The sequence below is a fragment of the Streptomyces sp. PA03-6a genome (assembly GCF_033792765.1).
GTDB lineage: Bacteria > Actinomycetota > Actinomycetes > Streptomycetales > Streptomycetaceae > Actinacidiphila.
Genome location: NZ_JARAVK010000067.1, coordinates 22381 through 40457, shown reverse-complemented (window position 1 = coordinate 40457; position 18077 = coordinate 22381). Strand labels below are relative to the sequence as shown.

The 18077-nt window shown below is 74.3% G+C and carries 15 protein-coding genes and 1 pseudogene; 7 read left to right on the top strand and 9 right to left on the bottom strand.

Translation table 11 applies throughout. The annotated features are described in order from the left end of the window. The 4 genes from PV350_RS18185 to PV350_RS18170 form a co-directional block, all read right to left on the bottom strand. Positions 1 to 644 (bottom strand): HAD family hydrolase (locus PV350_RS18185; protein ID WP_500334848.1); only part of this gene is annotated, 644 nt, incomplete at its 3' end. A 4-nt stretch (positions 645 to 648) separates the two neighbouring features. Continuing rightward, complete coding sequence (gene ribB / locus PV350_RS18180; protein WP_500334846.1) at positions 649 to 1299, bottom strand: 3,4-dihydroxy-2-butanone-4-phosphate synthase; 651 nt, start codon at positions 1297 to 1299, stop codon at positions 649 to 651. 98 nt (positions 1300 to 1397) lie between these two features. Next, positions 1398 to 2741: a glycoside hydrolase domain-containing protein gene (locus PV350_RS18175; protein WP_500334844.1), complete on the bottom strand. Its 1344-nt coding sequence runs from the start codon at positions 2739 to 2741 to the stop codon at positions 1398 to 1400. A gap of 170 nt (positions 2742 to 2911) precedes the next feature. Further along, the gene (locus PV350_RS18170) at positions 2912 to 3358 is read right to left on the bottom strand and encodes a hypothetical protein (RefSeq protein ID WP_499510394.1); all 447 of its coding nucleotides are present in this window, start codon (positions 3356 to 3358) and stop codon (positions 2912 to 2914) included. A 128-nt stretch (positions 3359 to 3486) separates the two neighbouring features. Between PV350_RS18170 and PV350_RS18165 the strand changes: the two genes are divergently transcribed. Both PV350_RS18165 and PV350_RS18160 read left to right on the top strand, forming a co-directional pair. Then, positions 3487 to 4644 (top strand): ROK family transcriptional regulator, encoded by a 1158-nt coding sequence (locus tag PV350_RS18165; RefSeq protein ID WP_499510395.1) that lies wholly within the window; start codon positions 3487 to 3489, stop codon positions 4642 to 4644. A gap of 249 nt (positions 4645 to 4893) precedes the next feature. After that, positions 4894 to 6516: an alpha/beta hydrolase gene (locus PV350_RS18160; RefSeq protein ID WP_500334842.1), complete on the top strand. Its 1623-nt coding sequence runs from the start codon at positions 4894 to 4896 to the stop codon at positions 6514 to 6516. 45 nt (positions 6517 to 6561) lie between these two features. Here PV350_RS18160 and PV350_RS18155 read toward each other — a convergent pair whose 3' ends face one another. Further along, positions 6562 to 7326 carry a GntR family transcriptional regulator gene (locus PV350_RS18155; RefSeq protein WP_499510397.1) on the bottom strand — a complete coding sequence of 255 codons (765 nt, stop codon included), beginning with the start codon at positions 7324 to 7326 and terminating at the stop codon, positions 6562 to 6564. A 260-nt stretch (positions 7327 to 7586) separates the two neighbouring features. On the opposite strand from PV350_RS18155, the gene PV350_RS18150 reads away from it, so the two are divergent. After that, complete coding sequence (locus tag PV350_RS18150; RefSeq protein ID WP_500334839.1) at positions 7587 to 8333, top strand: SDR family oxidoreductase; 747 nt, start codon at positions 7587 to 7589, stop codon at positions 8331 to 8333. A 9-nt stretch (positions 8334 to 8342) separates the two neighbouring features. On the opposite strand, the gene PV350_RS18145 is transcribed toward PV350_RS18150, so the two are convergent. Then, positions 8343 to 10166 carry a tetratricopeptide repeat protein gene (locus PV350_RS18145; protein ID WP_500334837.1) on the bottom strand — a complete coding sequence of 608 codons (1824 nt, stop codon included), beginning with the start codon at positions 10164 to 10166 and terminating at the stop codon, positions 8343 to 8345. 186 nt (positions 10167 to 10352) lie between these two features. After that, positions 10353 to 11279, bottom strand: a complete 927-nt coding sequence (gene sigJ / locus PV350_RS18140; protein WP_500334835.1) for an RNA polymerase sigma factor SigJ — start codon at positions 11277 to 11279, stop codon at positions 10353 to 10355. A gap of 203 nt (positions 11280 to 11482) precedes the next feature. Between sigJ and PV350_RS18135 the strand changes: the two genes are divergently transcribed. Further along, positions 11483 to 12934 carry an NCS2 family permease gene (locus PV350_RS18135; protein WP_499510401.1) on the top strand — a complete coding sequence of 484 codons (1452 nt, stop codon included), beginning with the start codon at positions 11483 to 11485 and terminating at the stop codon, positions 12932 to 12934. Positions 12935 to 13063: 129 nt separating this feature from the next. On the opposite strand, the pseudogene PV350_RS18130 reads toward PV350_RS18135, so the two are convergent. After that, a pseudogene (locus PV350_RS18130) lies at positions 13064 to 13782 on the bottom strand (EamA family transporter); the annotation flags it as partial. A 27-nt stretch (positions 13783 to 13809) separates the two neighbouring features. Between PV350_RS18130 and PV350_RS18125 the strand changes: the two are divergent. From PV350_RS18125 to PV350_RS18115, 3 genes are all read left to right on the top strand, one after another. Beyond that, positions 13810 to 13977 (top strand): hypothetical protein, encoded by a 168-nt coding sequence (locus PV350_RS18125; protein WP_500334850.1) that lies wholly within the window; start codon positions 13810 to 13812, stop codon positions 13975 to 13977. A gap of 156 nt (positions 13978 to 14133) precedes the next feature. Next, a complete protein-coding gene (locus tag PV350_RS18120) occupies positions 14134 to 15354 on the top strand; it encodes an MFS transporter (RefSeq protein WP_499510402.1) in 1221 nt (406 codons plus the stop codon). A 50-nt stretch (positions 15355 to 15404) separates the two neighbouring features. Then, positions 15405 to 16163: an N-acetyltransferase gene (locus PV350_RS18115; protein ID WP_499510403.1), complete on the top strand. Its 759-nt coding sequence runs from the start codon at positions 15405 to 15407 to the stop codon at positions 16161 to 16163. On the opposite strand, the gene PV350_RS18110 is transcribed toward PV350_RS18115, so the two are convergent. Further along, positions 16160 to 18001, bottom strand: a complete 1842-nt coding sequence (locus PV350_RS18110) for a glycoside hydrolase family 15 protein (RefSeq protein ID WP_500334833.1) — start codon at positions 17999 to 18001, stop codon at positions 16160 to 16162. The two genes, PV350_RS18115 and PV350_RS18110, sit on opposite strands and share 4 nt — an antisense overlap. Positions 18002 to 18077: the final 76 nt, after the last annotated feature.

The following is an 18077-nucleotide window of genomic DNA, read 5'->3' as shown; positions in this document are numbered from 1 at the left end:
AAGCTCTTTTTTTTTGATGTTATAATTTTTTTAAGAGACAGGGCCTGGGCGGCGGGCAGGTGGGCGACGTCGGGCGGCAGCGGCATGCCGCCGCGGGGGACGGCGAGGACGCGCATGCCGGCCGCGGCCGCCGAGCGGATGCCGTTCGGGGAGTCCTCGACGGCCAGGCAGCCGGACGGCGGCACCCCGATCTCGGCGGCCGCACGCAGGTAGGGGTCGGGCGCGGGTTTGCCCCGCGCCACGTCCTCCCCGCACACGACGGCGCTGAGCCGTCCCGTCAGGCCCAGCCCGTCGAGGACCGCCAGGACGAAGCGGCGCGGGCTGGCGGTGGCCAGGCCCACGGGGCCGTGCCGTCCGGCTTCGAGGACCAGGTCCACGGCGCCGGGCAGCGCCCGGACCCGGCCCGCGGCCACCTCGCCGGTCGCCGCGGCGGTGCAGGCCCGGACCACCTCGGCGGGGCTCGCCGTGCCACCGCACAGTCCGGCGACGTACGCCGCCCAGCCGCCGTTGCCGTGCAGCGCGGCGGTGTCCTGCGCCCGCCAGCGGTGACCGTGGCGGGCGGCGAAGGCGGCGCAGACACGGACCCATGCGTCCGCGCTGTCGACCAGCGTGTCGTCCAGGTCGAAGATCGTCGCACGGCTCATCCGGTCACACCGTCGCGGGGTCCGCGTGGCGCGGCCCGTCCGACAACTGCTCGATCGAGATGAGCGCCAGGCCGTGCCGGTCGGCGAAGGCCCGCAGCCGGTCGAAGCGGGCGACCGAACCGTCGTCCTCGCAGACCTCGCTGATCACTCCGACCGGCGGCAACCCGGCCAGGCGCAGCAGGTCGACGGTGGCCTCGGTGTGCCCGCGCCGCTCGGCGATCCCCCCGGGGCGGGCGCGCAGCGGGAAGACGTGCCCGGGGCGGTGCAGCTCGTCGGGCCGGGTCGCCCGGCCGGCCAGCGTCCGTACCGTCCGCGCCCGGTCCGCGGCGGAGATCCCGGAGCCGACGCCGACCGCGTCCACGGAGACGGTGTACGCCGCCGTGTCGAGGTCGGGGCCGGGCGGGACCATCAGCGGCAGTTCCAGGCGGTCGGCGATCTCCGGCGCCAAGGGCGCGCAGATCAGGCCGCTGGTCCAGCGGACGAAGAACCCCATGGTCTCCGCGGTGGCGAACTCGGCCGCCATGACCAGGTCGCCCTCGTTCTCGCGGTCCTCGTCGTCGACCACGATGACGGGCCGCCCGGCCCGCAGGTCGCCGACGGCGGTCCCCACCGCGTCCAGGCCCGCAGCCGAGCGCGGCGCCGATGCTGACGTCACAGATCCAACCTCTCCTCGCAGTAACGCTTCCTGCGGGATGCATCGGTGACCGAACGGGGGAGCTTGAGAAGCCCGTACGCCGAACGGGCTTTCCCCGCTCAACAGCGCGGGATCGGCTTGCTGTAGCCCGTCGTGCCGGGCGTGGCGACGTAGTGGTCGGAGACGTAGCGGCCGTTGTCGATGCGGTTCCAGATCTTGGTGGCGCCGACCTTGGAGCCGGACTTCTGGCAGACGACCCAGGCCAGCGCGCCGTTGGGGGAGGTGCCCTTGGCGGCGTAGGAGGTGCCGGGACCGCTGCGTTCGGTGAGGCCGCCGGGCGCGGTGACCTGGTAGGGCAGGACGCAGCGGGGCAGGGGGGCGCTGTAGCCCGTGGCCGAGGGGGTGCTGACGTAGTGGTCGCTGACGTAGGTGCCGTCGGTGAGCTTGTCCCACACGGAGGTGGTGCCCACCTTCAGGCCCGGGGCCTGGCAGACGACGCGCAGGGCGGAGCCGGGCGCATGGGTGGTGACGACGGGATGGGTCGTCGAGGGGCCGCTGCGGGCCTTGAGGGCGGTGGAGCTCGTCACCGTGTAGCCGAGGGCGACGGTGGCGACGGGCGCGTCGAGCCGGTCGTTGTCGATGTTCACGGTGACGCCGCCGTAGGTCTCGTCGTGGCCGCCGCGGTACTGCTTCGCGCGCTGGTGGACGGGCCACTTGGCGTCGGCGACGCCGGTCCAGCCCTTGAGGGTGTCGGCGCCGTCGTAGCGGGCGATCCACAGGGCGTCGGGGCGGGCGTAGGAGGCGGAGGTGTAGACGTCGGCGAGCTGCTTGGCGCCGAGGTTGAGGTTCATGTAGACGCCGGAGACGTAGCCCAGCCGGTGCAGTTCCTTCGTCCAGGCCGACAGATAGGTGAGGACGCCGGTGCGGCAGGCGGCGTCGTCCTGGGCGTAGTTCTCGATGTCGTTGTAGAGGGCGCTGCCGGGTTGCATGCCGAGGGCCTTGGCCGCGGCGACGGCCTCGCCGGCCGCCCTGGTGCCCTGGGTCCGCGCGGAGCCGGGGGTGGTGCTGATCTTGGCGTCGCCGGGCCGGGCGCCGCAGGGCGGCTGCAGGCCCTTGTGTATGGGCAGCAGGCGCCACTTGAGCCGGGCGACGGAGGTCACCCAGGAGGCGGTGAGCTGCGGCTGGGCGCAGGTGCGGTTGACGCCCGACACGTACACGCCGAGCGCGCGGTACGGGGAGGCGTTCCACGCCTGGATCGTGGTGAGCGGCGGCGCGGTGCACGTGTCGAAGGCGAGCCCGGAGTAGCGGGTGGCGCCCGCCCCGGCGGGGTAGCCGGCCGGGGTGGCGGGTTCGGCGGAGGCTGCGGGGGCGAGGACGAGGGCGGTGGCGCCGCCCAGGAGCAGGGCGGAGGCGGCGGCGAGGAGTCTTCGCGCGGCGCGGTGGAGGAAGTGCGGGTTCGGCATGACGGCCCCCCGGGTACGGCACGGCGCCATGGCGCCGGAATCACTGGGTCAGCCGTCCGCGCCGTGTGTGCCGGCCCCGGGGCGGGAGTCGTCGCGCATGACGACACATCAGGCCGTTACGGACAAAGGGTAGTGGGGGTGCGGCCACCGCGTCGAGGAGTGCGACGCGGTCACGGTACGGCCGCTGCGTCGCCGACGGCGGCGACGAGCTGAAAGGGCAGCTCCGGGTCCGCCTGGCCGACGCACACCCCTATCCAGCGGTCCCCGACGCGCCAGGCCCACGCCTCGCAGGCGTAGCCGCACAGGGTGTCCAGCGGCGGCGGAACCGGCTCACCGTGGAAGGAGCGTTCGAGGTGGGCGGCGAGGTCGACCGTCTCGGGCGCCCCCCAGCGCTCGGTGAACACCTCGACCAGGGCCTGGCACTCGGCCTCCATGTCGTCCTCGACCTGCCCTCTGTACCCGGGGTCCCCGTCCGCGTCCCAGAAGTCCGCACTGATCCGGAGGTCCGTTATGTGGTAGCCGGGGCCGCTGTCGACCGCGCCGCAGCGCTCGCGCCGCGCCGGGAAGGGGCGGGCGCGCAGCGCGTCGACGAGGGCCACGTGGCCGGGCAGGTCCATGGCTCCAGTAAACCCCGCGCCTGTGACACTTGACATCGAGTCAGTAACCCTGTGCCGGAGCTACTCGCCGCGGGCCGCCGGGACGGGTACGATCCGGCCAACACGCGCGCAAGCTGGGAGGACGTACGTTGGGGCGGCTCACCGGCGGGGACCCGTCCCTGCTCCGGCGGATCAATTCCGCGGTGGTGCTCCATGCGCTGCGCGGCGAGCCCGCCGTGAGCCTGACCGAACTGGTGCAGACGACGGGGCTGTCACGGCCGACCGTCGAGGGCGTGATCGAGGGCCTGACGGAGTCGGGCCTGGTGGTGGAGGCGCCGCAGGAGCCCGGTGACGCGCGCAAGCAGGGCCGTCCCGCGCGCAGGTTCCGCTTCCACGCGGAGGCGGGGCACCTGCTGGGCGTGGAGATCGGGGCCCGGGAGATCCGGACGCTGCTGTCGGACCTCAGCGGTCGCGTCCTGGGGTCGCTGGCGCACGACGTCGCCGACACGTTGCCGGCCGAGGAGCGCCTGGAGCGGGTCCGCGGCACCGTCGCCGAGCTGCTGCGCAAGGCCGGCGTGGCCCGCAGCACCCTGTGGGCGGTCGGCGTGGGCAGCCCGGGGATCGTGGAGACCGACGGCGCGGTGCGGCTGAGCACGGCGCTGCCCGGCTGGACGGGGCTGCCGCTGGGCGAGCGGCTGCGCCGGTCGTTCCGCTGCCCCGTCCTGGTGGAGAACGACGCGAACGCCGCCGCCGTCGCCGAGCACTGGAAGGGCGCGGCCGTCGGCACCGACGACGTGGTGTTCGTGCTGGCGGGGCTGAGCCCCGGAGCCGGGTCCCTGATCGGGGGCCGGCTGCACCGCGGCTTCGGCGGGGCGGCGGGCGAGATCGGGGCGCTGCACCTGCTGGGCCGGGAGGCCCGGCCGGAACGGCTGCTGTCCACGACGGGGACACCTCTGCACCCGCTGGACGAGTCCGCGGTGGCCGAGGTGTTCGCGCTCGCGAGGTCGGGCGACGTCCAGGCGCGGGAGGCCTTCGACCGGTTCCTGCAGCGCCTGGTGCACGACGTGGCGGCGCTGGTGCAGGCGATAGACCCGGAACTGGTGGTGATCGGCGGCTGGGCGGCCGGACTGGACGGCGTACTGGAGCCGCTGCGCACGGAGTTGGCGCGCTACTGCCTGCGACCGCCGGAGGTGGCGCTGTCGGCGCTGGGGCACGAGGCGGTGGCCACGGGGGCACTGCGGCTCGCGCTGGACCACGTCGAGGAGCAGTTGTTCGCGGTGGCCAGGACCTCGCTGCTCGGCCGCTGAGCGCGCGACGCGAGCCGGGCCGCACCACCGACGGCACCACACGACCACGGCACCACCGGCCGGCCCCACCGGCCGGCCCCACCGGCCGGCCCCACCGCCGAGCACGCGAACCAGCGGCCAGGGCAATACGGGCGAAATTCCGCGGCTCACCGGCCTGCCTGCTTGGCCCGTTTGTCCGACCAGCCGACGATCCGTCGCATCGGCGAGCGTGCCGCGCCGGCGGGCGTGGCCGGCGAAAGGGCGTCCCTCGTGCGGCGAGCAGTGGTCCTGGCAGTGTCCTTGGTGCTGGCGGCCGGCGCGGCGACCGCCCCGGCCGCCGGGCACTCCCCGGATCCCCTGGTCGCCGAGCAGCTGCGGATGGCGGGGGCCACGGTCGCGGCCCGGTCGGCCGGGGCCACCGGGATCGTCTTCGGGGCGTGCCCGGCGGACAGCGGGCTCAAGGCGCCCGTGCAGTGCGGCACCGTCCGGGTGCCGGTGGACTACGCGGAGCCGGGCGGCGCGACGATCGGCCTGCTGGTGAGCCGCTTGCGCGCGGCGGGCCCCGCCTCGGTGCGCCAGGGTGCCCTGGTGTTCAACCCGGGCGGCCCCGGCTCGTCGGGGCTGTGGTTCCCCGCGGTGGGCCGGCCCGGCGTGGGCGCGGTCACCCGCAAGGTCTGGGAGACCGCGGCCAGGACGTACGACCTGGTGGGCTTCGACCCCCGCGGGGTCGGCCACTCCGCGCCGCTGTCCTGCCAGGACCCGGCGGGCCACCAGCGCTCCCCCGGCCCCGATCCGCGACTGCCCACCGCCGCGGTGAAGGCCGCCAAGCGCGCGGAGGCCCGGCGCACGGCCGAGAACTGCGGCGCGCGGGGCGGCGCGCTCCTGCGGAACATGCGCACCGCGGACCTGGCACGGGACCTCGACGTCATCCGCGCCGCCCTGGGCGAGCCGCGCCTCAACTACTACGGCGTCTCCTACGGGACGTACCTGGGCGCGGTGTACGCCACCCTCTTCCCCTCGCACGTGCGCCGCATGGTCGTCGACAGCGTCGTCAACCCCGACCCGCGCGGTGTCTGGTACGGCGCCAACCTCGCGCAGGACGTGGCCTTCGAGCACCGCTGGGCGGACTGGCGCGCCTGGGCCGCCGGGCACGACCGCGTGTACGGCCTCGGCGCGACACCCGGGCGCGTGCAGGCGAGCTTCGACCGGGCGATGCGGATGCTCGGCAAGCGCCCGGCCGGCAAGGTGGGCGCGGGCGAACTGCACTCGGCGGCGGTGCAGGCCGCCTACTACGACCAGCGCTGGGCCTCCTTCGCCCATCTGCTCTCGCGCTACCTGCGCGGTGACGACGACCCGCTCGTCACCGCGGCCGCCCCGGACCCCGGGCAGGCCGAGGACGAGGAGAACAGCGAAGCGGTCTACCTTGCGGTGGAGTGCTCGGACGGGGCGTGGCCGCGCGACTGGAGCGTGTGGGACCGCGACAACTCACGGATCGCGCGTCAACGTCCCTTCGAGACCTGGGCGAACGCCTGGCTGAACCTGCCCTGTGCCTCGTGGCCGGTCCAGGGCGGGCGGGCGGTGGACGTCGGCGCGCGCCCCGGGTCGCGGCTGCCGCCGGTGCTGATCGTCCAGTCGGAGCGGGACGCGGCCACACCGTACGAGGGCGCGGTCGAACTGCACCGCAGGCTGCCGGGCTCCCGGATGATCACCGAGGAGGGGCGGGGCTCCCACGGCCTGATCAGCTTCTGGAACGAGTGCGTCACCGCACGCGTCGACCGCTACCTGGTCTCCGGCGCCACCGGGGACCGGGACGTCCGCTGCTCCGGGCACCCGCTGCCCGTACCCTCCGGCCGTGATGGCGCCGAGGACGCCAACACGGGCCGCTTCTACTGAGCGGGCGGACCGGACGGGAGGGCGGGACGGAGGCCGGAGCCGGGTTCACGACGCGGCGGCGTGCCGCTCCTGGCCGTGGTGGGTGATCTCCATCGCTCCGCTGTCGCCGAAGGTCAGCCGGCAGGTGTCGGCGCGGTAGGTGGCGACGGCGACGGCCGCGACACGTCCCCCGCTGAAGTAACGGGTGGTGACGACCAGCACGGGGGCGCCGGGCAGCCGGTCGAGCTGCTTGGCGTCCTCGGCGCGGGCCGAGCCCAGCTCCACGGCCCGGTCGTCGCCGTCGAGCCCGAGGACGTGCAACTCCCGCAGGACGGCGGGGGCGTGGCCGGCCGGCGTGAGGTCGCCGGCGAGGCCGGGGACGGAGGCCCGGGGGACGTAGAGCAGCTCGGTGGCGACGGACTGGCCGCCCATCGCGCGGACCCGGCGGACGGTGTGCACCGCCTCGTCGGCGTCGGTGCCGAGCGCCTCGGCGACCGCGGCGGGGGCGACGGCCTCGACGCACCCCACGGTCCGCCACGCGTCACCCGCGGCGCCGGGCCAGCTGCCGCTCGACGGGCCGACCGAGACGCCCACGCGCGGCGGCGCGACCGTGGTGCCGACACCTCTGCGGCGCTGCAGGCGGCCCTCCAGCTCCAACTGCTCCAGGGCCTGGCGCAGGGTCGCCCGGGCGACACCGAAACGGGCGGCGAGCTCACGCTCGTTGGGCAGGATCTCACCGACCGCGAACTCGGAGTCGAGGGCGTCGATGAGGACGGTCTTGAGGTGCCAGTACTTGGGCTCCGGCACGTTCTCGAGCTGCGTGGTCCCCACCCTGTCCTCCGCAATCGGCCTGACGCCGTCCGGGGTTTGTTCAGCCTTGTTTCCGAACGGCTCTTTATTAAAGGTTCTTGCACTACTAGGCGACGATAGAGCTGCCCTCCGACTTGGTCAAGACCAATGCTCAGGGGCCCGGCCGCGTCCGGCGGGCACGGCCGCGCGCTGTTCACGAGGTGTTCGCGCCCGTCATGGGCCCGTCATGGGGCGTTCGCGCGCTGGTAGCGTTCGTGATCACGTCGAGTGAGGGAGCTGGCATGGGTCCGGTCACGGTGGTCACCGGAGGCGGCCGCGGCATCGGCGCGGCGGTCGCGCTGCGGCTGGCCCGCGAGGGGCACGCCGTCGGCATCGGTTACGAGAAGGACGCCGGCGCCGCCGAGGACGTCGCCCGCAAGGTCCGGGACGCGGGCGCCCGCTGCGTCGTGGTGCGCGTCGACACCAGCGACGCCGGACAGGTGGACACGCTCTTCGACACCGTGGGCGAACAGCTCGGCGCGGTGACCGGCCTGGTCAACAACGCGGGCGTGACCGGGCCGCTGGGCCGTTTCACCGAGACCCCGGTCGAGGTCATGCGCCGGGTGATCGACGTCAACGTGATGGGCGCGATCATGTGCGCCCGCCGCGCGGCGCTGGGGATGTCCACCCGGTACGGCGGCCGGGGCGGCGCGATCGTCAACATCTCCTCCGGCGCCGCGACGCTCGGCGGCCCCGGGGAGTACGTGCACTACGCCGCAAGCAAGGCGGCGGTCGACGCGCTGACCGTGGGCCTCGCCAAGGAACTCGCCCCGGACGGCGTGCGCGTCAACTCCGTGCAGCCCGGCATGATCGTGACCGACATCCACGCCGCGATGGGCGACCCCGAGCGGCCCTGGCGCAATCCGGACCGCGTGCCCATGCGGCGGCCCGGGGAGCCGGACGAGGTCGCCGGCGCGGTGGCGTGGCTGATGTCGCCGGACGCCTCGTACACCACGGGCGCAGTGCTGCGCGTCGCCGGCGGCCTGTAGCGACGCCCGCTACTCCCGGCCGGCGGCCTCCTCGTCGTCCTCCGCGTCGATCGTGCGCAGCACGTCGGTGGCGAGAGCCGCGACCTGCGGGGTCAGCTCCGGGGTGGCGAGGGCGAGGTGGCACAGCGACCAGGTCAGGGTGACGACGCGGCTCCGCCTCGCCTCCAGGGCGTCCAGCAGGCGGCGGCCGACGAGTTCGGCCGCGTCCTGGCGCACGGCGGGGTCGGTCCAGGCGGTCGCCACGATCGCGAGTGCGGCCGCCTCGCACACCCAGTCCTCGGCGTTGTCCAGCACGTCCACGAGGAGCGCACGGCGCCGCGAGACGGCCCAGGGCTCGTCGCTGCGGTGGTGCGCCAGGCCCAGGCACGCCCACACCTGCACGCACCGTATCCACAGGTCGGGGGCCTGGGCGGAGAGCGCGCGGCCCAACTCGTCCTCGCGCGGGGCCGGCGGATGGACGAGCACGCCGAGCAGGTCCTCGGGATCGAGCCCGGAGAGCGCCACCGCGTCGTCGTAGGCGGCGACCAGGTGCGGCCAGCCGTGCCAGGCCAGGCGGCGCACCGCTTCGGCCGCCTCCGGGGACGGCGGACGGACGGCGGGCCGCGCGGTCGTGCCCTCGTAGGCCCAGAGCGCGACCTCGACGGGGCGCGGGGCGATCCGCAGGTCCGGCTCGGGCACGGACTGGATGTCGGTGACCGCGTTCGGGTACGCGGCGCGCAGCGCGAGCAGCGCGCTCGGCGGTTCCAGGGCGGAGACGGTGAGCGTCAGTCCGGCGTCCGCGGGCACGGACTGCCCGAGCGCCTGGTGCAGCAGGCTGACGACGGCCTCGTTGCCGCCGGGTATCCAGTTCAGCCACGGCGTCCCCTGGCTCAGCCGGGCGAGCAGGTCCGCGGCGTAGCCGTGTCCGGGTTCGGCCCGCAGATGGTCGGCGAGGGCCACCAGGTGCCGCAGGTCCGGCCGCACCGCGTGGCGCAGCGCGTGCGCCGCGGGTCCCGCCTTGGGGTGCGCGGGGTCGGCGGCCAGCGCCCGCTCGGCCCATGCCACGCCCTCGGCGGGACGGCCGAGCGACCCCAGCAACTCGGCGACGTCGACGTACAGGTCGAGGTCGCAGGGGTCGCGGGCGACCTCGCGCTGCCAGACCTCCAGCGCCTCCTCGGGGCGGCCGGCGCTGCGCAGCGCGTAACCGAGCATCACCGCGGCGGGGTGGGAGGGTTCGAGCTCGTACGAGCGCCGTGCCCAGCTCACGGCCTCCTCGGAGCCGCCCATGCGGCGGGCGAGCGTGGAACCGCACCAGAGCAGCATCGTGTGGTCGGGGTGGCGCGCGGCGCTCGCGCGGACCAGGTCGAGCAGCGGCAGCAGCGGGCCGCGCCGCTCCTCCTCCACCGGATCGGGCAGTTGCGGCGCGACGCGCGCGGCCGCCCGGGCCACGGTGTCCGGCGCGACGAGCTCGGCGATGTCGGGGCGGCGCAGCCACGCGACGTCCAGCCAGGGCCGCTGCGGCTCGTGCCCGGCGCACTGGGCGAGCAGGCCGACGGCCTCGTCCCAGTGGCCCGCGACCGCGCAGAGGTGGCCGCGCGCGGCCACGGTGCCGATGAACGCCCGCTCCTCGGGGGCGAAGTACGCCAGCGCCGCCTCCGCGCCCCCGACGCGCGCGGCGAACTCGGCGATGGCCTCGTGGGTCTCGGGGAGTGCGGGGTCACGCGCCAGCGCGTCCTCCAGGTGCCGGGCGGCGTGCTCGAGGTCGCCCCCGGCCAGCGCGATGCGCGCCGTGGCCACTTCGCCCTCCGCCTCCAGGCGCGCCCCGCCCTCGTGGCCCTCCGGATGATCGTGCACAGCCGCTCCCCGCCTCGCGTCGCTCGTGGTGCCCCCGCCCCCGGGGCACCCTAACCGACGGCGTCGAACCGCCTGTCGGAGTGCCCAGGCTTGACGTCCGTAGGGAGGTGGGCCTGGTGTTCTGGACCCCCGCATTACTTTCTGCTGCCCGGGGCCGGAGGGCGGCCGTCCCGTGCGCCACGGCGGTCAGGCCGTGCCGGTGTCGCGGAGGACGGGGGCCGCGGTGGCGACGCCGGTGAGCTTGCCGGGGTTGGTGAGGAGGTAGACCGTGGAGACGAGGCCGTCGGTGACCTCCAGGCTGAACACGGTGTGGGGGCGGCCGCGGGAGGTGACGACGATCGACGGGACGCCGTTCACCTCGCGGAAGGCGAAGGCGGGTTCGGCGATCGGGGTGGGCGCGACGGCGTGCAGGAAGCGGCCGACCTTGCCGGCGGTCTCGATGACCCGGAGCGGGGCGCGTTGCACGCCGCCGCCGTCGCCGAGGAGGCGCACGTCGGGGGCGAGCAGGGCGAGCAGTCCCTGGAGGTCGCCGCCCACCGCGGCGGCGAGGAAGCGCTCGGTGACCCGGGCGGTCTCGGCGGGGTCGGCGTCGTAGCGGGGGCGCCTGTCCTCGACGTGGCGGCGGGCGCGGCCGGCGAGCTGGCGTACCGCGGGCTCGGTCCGGTCGAGGACCGCGGCGATCTGCGCGTACGGGAACGCGAAGGCCTCGCGCAGCACGAACACGGCGCGCTCCAGCGGGGAGAGCGACTCCAGCAGGACGAGGACGGCGAGCGAGACGGACTCGGCGAGGACGACGCGTTCGGCCGCGTCGGGCACGGTGTGCCCGAAGTCGGTGGCGACGGGCTCGGGGAGCCAGGGACCGGGGTAGGACTCGCGGCGCGACCGCACCTGCCGCAGGCGGTCGATGGCGAGCCGGGTCGTGGCGGTCACCAGGAAGGCCCGCGGGTCGCGTACGGTCGCGCGGTCGGCGGCGGCCCAGCGCGGCCAGGTCTCCTGCACGACGTCCTCGGCGTCGGCGAAGCGGCCGAGCATGCGGTACGCGACCCCCGTGAGCAGGGGCCGGTGCCGCTCGAAGACCTCCGCCGCGCTGTCCTGGTCGCCCACGGTCCCCATCCCACCGGACGGTGGGAGGGCATGTCCAGGCAGGACGCCGCTGCGCGCCGGTTTCGACGCCGGAGTCCGGGTGGGGCGCCGAGCGGTGCCGATTCGTTAACACAAGGAAACGGATTCAAAACCCGAGCGGACGTTCCGGCGTACACAATCCCCCCAGCCTCCAGCAGGTTTACCCGGTTGCCGTACCGACCCCGAGGAGCACCATGTCCGCTCAGGCCACCGACGTGGCGAAGGGCTCTCCGCCACCACCACCCCACAACGCACTGGACCGCTACTTCCGCATCGGGGAGCGCGGGTCGACCTTCGGCCGCGAAGTCCGCGGCGGTTTCGCCACGTTCTTCACGATGGCCTACATCCTCGTGCTGAACCCGATCATCCTGGGGAGCGCGAAGGACAAGTTCGGCCACGTCCTGTCGACCGGTCAACTGGTCACCGCCACCGCGCTGGTGGCGGCGGTCATGACGATCGTCATGGGCGTCGGCGGCAACCTGCCGCTGGCCATCGCGGCGGGCCTCGGCCTCAACGCGGTGGTCGCCTTCCAGATCGCGCCCATGATGAGCTGGGACGACGCGATGGGCCTGATCGTCATCGAGGGCCTGGTCATCTGCGTCCTGGTGGTGACCGGGCTCCGCGAGGCGGTGATGCACGCGATACCCCAGGCGTTGAAGCAGGCGATCAGCGTGGGCATCGGCCTGTTCATCGCCTTCATCGGCTTCGTGGACGCCGGCTTCGTCAGCCGCATCCCGGACGCCGCGAACACCACGGTCCCCGTGCAACTGGGCGGCGGCGGGGCGTTGTCGGGCTGGCCGGTGCTCGTCTTCTGCCTGGGGGTGCTGCTGACGATCGCCCTGCTGGCCCGGAAGGTGAAGGGCGCGATCCTGATCAGCATCGTCGCCATGACGGTGCTGGCGATCGTGGTCGACGCCGTCGCGGACGTGAAGAGCTGGGGTCTGACCACGCCCAAGGTGCCCGACGACGTGTTCGCCGCACCGGACTTCGGGCTGCTGGGTCACTTCAGCCTCTTCGGCGCCTTCGCCGAGGTCAGCTTCATCACGGTGGTGCTGCTGGTCTTCACCCTCATCCTGTCGGACTTCTTCGACACCATGGGCACGGTCGTCGGCATCACGGCCGAGGCGGGCCTGCTGGACGAGGAGGGCAAGGTCCCGAACCTGGGCCGGGTCCTGCTCATCGACGGTGCCGCGGCGGTCGCGGGCGGCGCGGCCTCCGCGTCGTCGAACACCGCCTACATCGAGTCGGCGGCGGGGGTCGGCGAGGGGGCGCGTACGGGCTTCGCCAACCTGGTCACCGGCGGCCTGTTCGCGGTGGCGCTCTTCCTGAGCCCGCTGCTGACGATCGTGCCGCTCCAGGCGGCGGCGCCGGCGCTGGTCGCAGTCGGCTTCCTGATGATGACCCAGGTCAAGAACATCGGCTGGGACGACTTCGAGATCGCCATCCCGGCCTTCCTGACGATCGCCGTGATGCCCTTCACGTACTCGATCACCAACGGCATCGGTGCCGGATTCATCGCCTTCGTGCTGCTCAAGGCGGTGCTGGGCAAGGCCCGTCAGGTGCACTGGCTGCTGTGGGCGGTGTCGGCGCTCTTCGTCGTCTACTTCGCGATCGACCCGCTCGAACAACTGCTCGGGGTCAAGTAGGGCCCGGTGGGCCGCGGGGGCCGAGGCGGCCTCCCGCGGCCCCACGATGAAGACCCCGACCGGGACGGGGGCCCCCGGTCGGGGCCGCTGGCCGGACCGGCGCTCCGCGCGCGGCCCGTACCTGTCGAACTACCGGCGCGGGGCGGGAGTTCCCGCCCGTTCCGGATCCCCGGATGTGACGTGGCGCACGCCCGCGCCGAGCGCCACCCCCGCCGCCACCAGCAGGCTGCCGGCCGGCTGCCCGGTGCCGTACGTGCCGACTCCGGCGAGCGGCGCGGTCGGCGCGGCGGAGACCGGGATCAGCCCGGAGAAGAGCGTGGCCCGCTCGGCGCCGATCCGCTGGACGCCCGCGTACCAGCAGACGAAGCGATCACGGCGGTCCGGAGGGCTTCCGCGCCGTCGAGGGCCACACCGAGCGGTGCCGCCTCGGCCGCGGCCACGCCGCACACGCAGGCGGACAGCAGCTTCGGGCGGAGCGGCCGCAGCACCGGCACGGCCGGCACGGCGAAGGCGACCTCGCCGCCGAGCGCCGCCGACGGCCACAGCAGCCCGGCGACGTCGGTGGCGCCCCAGCCCTGCACCCCGAACGCCCCCGCCGCGACCAGGGCGGCGGCCGCCGTCACCCGGGGCGCGGGGCGCCGGCCCTCCACGGCGGGCACCAGGACGGCGACGACGACGGGCGCGCAGCCCACCAGCACCCCGGGCACGGCGGGTTCCGCGGTGCGCTCGGCGCTCAGCACCGCGAGGTTGAAGGCCACCATCCCGGTGCCGGCCAGCAGCGCCGGCCGCACCCACTGCAGCGGGGCGAGCGCGCGGAGCCGGGGCCCGGCGCCGCGCCGGGCGACGGGCGCCCCGGGCCGTCGTTCCCGGCGCGGGTGGCACGGGCGGCACGGGCGGCACGGGCCGGGATGGCGCTGCGGCCGCTGTCGTCGTACGGCCGGTCCGGGGAGGAGGACGGCCGGGTACGGCTCGTGCTCGGCTACGCGCACCTGTCGGCGGGCGACATCGAGACTTGTGTGCGTGTGCTCTACGCGAGCGTTTGATCTCGATTCGGCAACAGCAGGTTTGAGTGGGGAATACCCCCTTATCGCCGAGCCTCGTTGCTTGATACACATGGTTCCGCGCGTTCCTGTCCGTCGATGGGCGCACTCCCCCACCTGCTCGCCGTGCCTTCGGCCGTCCCTCACCCAGGAACGCCCATGTCTTCGCGGACCGCGCCCTCGCGCGCCCTGCTGCCGCTCGTCGCGCTCTTCTGCGCCGGCTACCTCGCGCCGTACCTCATGCCGACCGTCGTCGGCCGTCTCACCACCGGTCTCGCCCTGAGCGGTTCCCAGGCCGGGGCGGTCGGCAGCACGCTGCTGCTCGGCTCGGCCTGCGCCGGGTTCACGCTGGCCTCGCGGGTCGACCGGATCGGCCGGGCGCGGCTGGCCCGGTACGGCCTGCTGCTGATCGCGGGCGGCTTCACGACGGCCGCGGCCACCGGCCACGTGCCCCTGGTGGTCCTCGGCTGCGTCGCCGGCGGCCTCGGGTCCGGTACGTCGACCGCGGTGGCCGCCGTCGGCATCGCCGGTGAACGGGAGCCCCACCGGGTCACGGTGCTCGCGCTGCTGACCACCTCGGCGACGGCCGGGGCGCTCTACCTCGTCCTGCCGCGGCTCGGCGGTGGCCACGCCCTGCCGTTCGCGGCCATCGCCACGACCGCCCTGCTCGTCCTCCCGCTGACCCGGCGGCTGCCCGCGCGGCCGTGCCCGCGGACCACGGCCGTGGCGCGGCACACCGGGCTGCCGCTGCCGCACCCGGTCGCCGGGACCGTGCTCGCGGCGTCGATGCTGTGCTGGTCACTGGCGCAGAACGCGCTGTGGGGCGTGAGCGGACGCATCGGGCTGGACCGCGTGGGCCTGTCGGAGGCCGCGGTGGGCATGGTGTTCGCGGTGGCCCTCGGGGGCGGGCTGCTCGGCGTCGTGGCCGCGGGGGCCCTCGGTACCCGCCTCGGGCGCGCGGTGCCCGTCGGCCTGGGCACGGTCGTGATCGCCGTGTGCGTGGCGGCCGGCGCCTCGGCCCGCGGCGCGGTCGCCTTCACGGTCGGCGAGGTGCTGTGGAACACCGTCTACCCGGTGGTCCTCTCGTACCTGATCGGCCTGGCCGCCGCGCTCGACCCGCGCGGCCGCTGGGCGGTGTACGCCGGTTCCGCGTCCTCGCTCGGGGTGGCCTGCGGACCGCTGACCGGCGCACTGCTCGGCTCCCGGCTGGGCTTCCCGGCGATGGGCGCCGTCCTGGGCTGCCTGCTGCTGCTCGCCGCCGTACCGCTCACCGCGGTGGCCCGTGGCGCCGGTTCCGGGACCTGGGGCCGGGGCGCCGTGGCGGCCGGCCGCCGCGCCGCCGCGGTCGTGGCCCGCTCGGACGTGAGCCGGGCGGCCTGAGGGGAAATCGGGATGCCGGGGCGGTGGCGCGTCTGGCAGGGTGCCGCCTTGTGAACGACACCGGCACCCTCCGCATCACCACGCTCGCCGAGCGCCCCGCCCTGGTCCCCCGGCTCTGGGAGATCACCGGGAACTGGCCGGCCTTCGTCCCCCAGGACCCGGTCGCCGGGGCCCTGTTGCACCGGGTGGCCGAGGACTTCCCGCGGACTTGCGTCGTCGCCACCGACGGCGACCGCGTCGTGGCGCGCGGGTTCGCCGTCCCCTTCGACGCCACCGGCGAGGGCCGCGAGGAGACACCCGACCAGGGCTGGGACCGCGTCCTGGTGTGGGCGTACGGCGACCTGCGCGACGGGCGTCCGGCGACGGCCGTCAGCGCGCTGGAGATCACCATCGACACCGGGTACCTGGGGCGCGGCCTGTCGCACCGCATGGTGGCCGCGCTGCGCGACACCGCGGGGGACCTGGGCCACGACGCGCTGCTCGCCCCGGTCCGGCCCACGGCCAAGCACCTGCGTCCGCGGCTCCCCATGACCGAGTACGTCGGCCTGCTGCGCGAGGACGGGCTCCCCGAGGACCCCTGGCTGCGGGTGCACGTCAGGGCCGGCGGCGTCGTCGTGAAGGTCGCGCCGGCCTCCATGACGGTCAGCGGGACGCTGGCCCAGTGGCGGCGCTGGACGGGGCTCCCCTTCGACCGCGACGGCGCCGTCGAGGTGCCCGGCGCGCTGGTCCCCGTGCACTGCGACACCGCGCACGACCACGCCGTGTACGTGGAGCCCAACGTGTGGGTCCGGCACGGCACGGGCGGTTAGCCCAGCGCCCGGTCCAGGTTGAAGGCAGCGCTGATCAGGGCCAGGTGCGTGAAGGCCTGCGGGAAGTTGCCGCGCAGTTCGCCGGCGCGGTCGATCTCCTCGGCGTACAGGCCGAGGTGGTTGCCGTAGGTGAGCATCTTCTCGAAGGCCAGCCGCGCCTCGTCCTTGCGCCCGGCGCGGGTGAGGGCCTCGACGTACCAGAAGGAGCAGATGGAGAAGGTGCCCTCGTCGCCGGGCAGGCCGTCCGGGCTCGACACGGGGTCGTAGCGGTAGACCAGGGAGTCGGAGACCAGGTCCTTGCCGAGGGCGTCGAGCGTCGAGAGCCACTTGGGGTCGGTCGGCGAGATGAACTTCGACAGCGGCATCATCAGCACCGACGCGTCCAGCACGTCCTCGCCCTCGCTCTGGGTGAACGCACCGCGCGCCTGCGACCAGCCGTTCCTCATGATCCGCCGGTAGATGGAGTCGCGGGCGCCGTACCAGCGCTCGCGGTTGGCGGGCAGGCCGCGGTGGTTCGCCATGCGGATGCCGCGCTCGATCGCCACCCAGCACATCACACGGGAGTACAGGAAGTTCTTGCGGCCGCCGCGGGTCTCCCAGATGCCCTCGTCGGGCTGGTCCCAGTTGTCGCAGACCCAGTCCACGAGTTCGCAGACGGTGTCCCAGTGGCTGCTGGAGATCGGCTTGCCCCACTTGTCGTACAGGTAGAGGGAGTCGATGAGCTCGCCGTAGATGTCCAGCTGGAGTTGGTGGACGGCATTGTTGCCCACCCGGACCGGCGCGGAACCCGCGTACCCCTCCAGGTGGTCCAGCTCCCGTTCGGGCAGTTCGGAGCGGCCGTCGATGCCGTACATGATCTGCAACGGGCCGGTGGTGCAGCGGGGTCCCCCCATGCAGATGCGGTCCGACAGGAAGTTCATGAAGGCCTCGGCCTCGTCGGTGAAGCCCAGCCGGAGCAGCGCGTAGACGCAGAAGGCCGCGTCGCGGATCCAGACGTAGCGGTAGTCCCAGTTGCGCTCCCCGCCGATGCGCTCGGGGAGGCTGGTGGTGGGCGCGGCGATGATGGCGCCGGTCGGCGCGTAGGTGAGCAGCTTCAGGGTCAGCGCGGACCGGTGCACCATCTCGCGCCAGCGTCCGCGGTACTTCGACTGGGAGAGCCAGTGGCGCCAGTAGCGCACGGTCTTCTCGAACTGGTCCTCCGCCTCGGTCAGCGGGCAGCCGCGGGGGCCGACACCGTCGCCGACCTGGTCCAGGGCGAAGACGGCGGTCTCGCCCTCGGAGAGCTTGAACTGGGCCCACACGTCCCGGCCGTCGTTCTCCAGCGGCACCGAGCAGGTCAGGGCGAGGGTCTGGGCCGGGGTGGCGAAGAGCGCCTGCATCCCGTTCATGTGGACGGTGTGCGGCACGCTGCCGTACTCGAAGCGCGGCGCCACCCGCATCCGGAACGGCAGCACGCCCCGCACGCAGACCACGCGGCGGATCAGGCGGTGCCGGTCGGCCTCGTGGGAGTCGTCGACCACCGGCATGAAGTCCTGCACCTCGCCCATGCCGTCCTCGGCGAAGAACCGGGTGATCAGCACGTTGGTGTCGGGGAAGTAGAACTGCTTGGTGCGCGCGGGCACGTCCGCGGCCAGCTCGAAGCTGCCGCCCCGGTCGGCGTCGAGGATCGAGGCGAAGATGCTGGGGGCGTCGAAGCGCCCCGAGCAGTACCAGTCGATGGTGCCGTTCGTGCCGACGAGCGCGGCGCTGCGCAGGTCGCCGATGAGCCCGTGGGCGGCGATCGGCAGGTACCGGCCGTCGGCCGGTGCGAACTCGGACCGGAGGGCTTCGGCTGTCACGGTGGCCTCCTCGCGTGCCGGGAAACGGCAAAAGCCACCATTCAGACTAACCCTCCACGGCCTGCTCCTTCTCGGT

Bases quoted from the DNA above. Each gene is read 5' to 3' on its own strand.
- sigJ (WP_500334835.1), bottom strand. From the start codon at position 11,279: ATGGGGACCGTGGGCGACCAGGACAGCGCGGCGGAGGTCTTCGAGCGG.
- PV350_RS18170 (WP_499510394.1), bottom strand. From the start codon at position 3,358: ATGGACCTGCCCGGCCACGTGGCCCTCGTCGACGCGCTGCGCGCCCGC.
- PV350_RS18175 (WP_500334844.1), bottom strand. From the start codon at position 2,741: ATGCCGAACCCGCACTTCCTCCACCGCGCCGCGCGAAGACTCCTCGCC.
- PV350_RS18150 (WP_500334839.1), top strand. From the start codon at position 7,587: ATGGGTCCGGTCACGGTGGTCACCGGAGGCGGCCGCGGCATCGGCGCG.
- PV350_RS18120 (WP_499510402.1), top strand. From the start codon at position 14,134: ATGTCTTCGCGGACCGCGCCCTCGCGCGCCCTGCTGCCGCTCGTCGCG.
- PV350_RS18135 (WP_499510401.1), top strand. From the start codon at position 11,483: ATGTCCGCTCAGGCCACCGACGTGGCGAAGGGCTCTCCGCCACCACCA.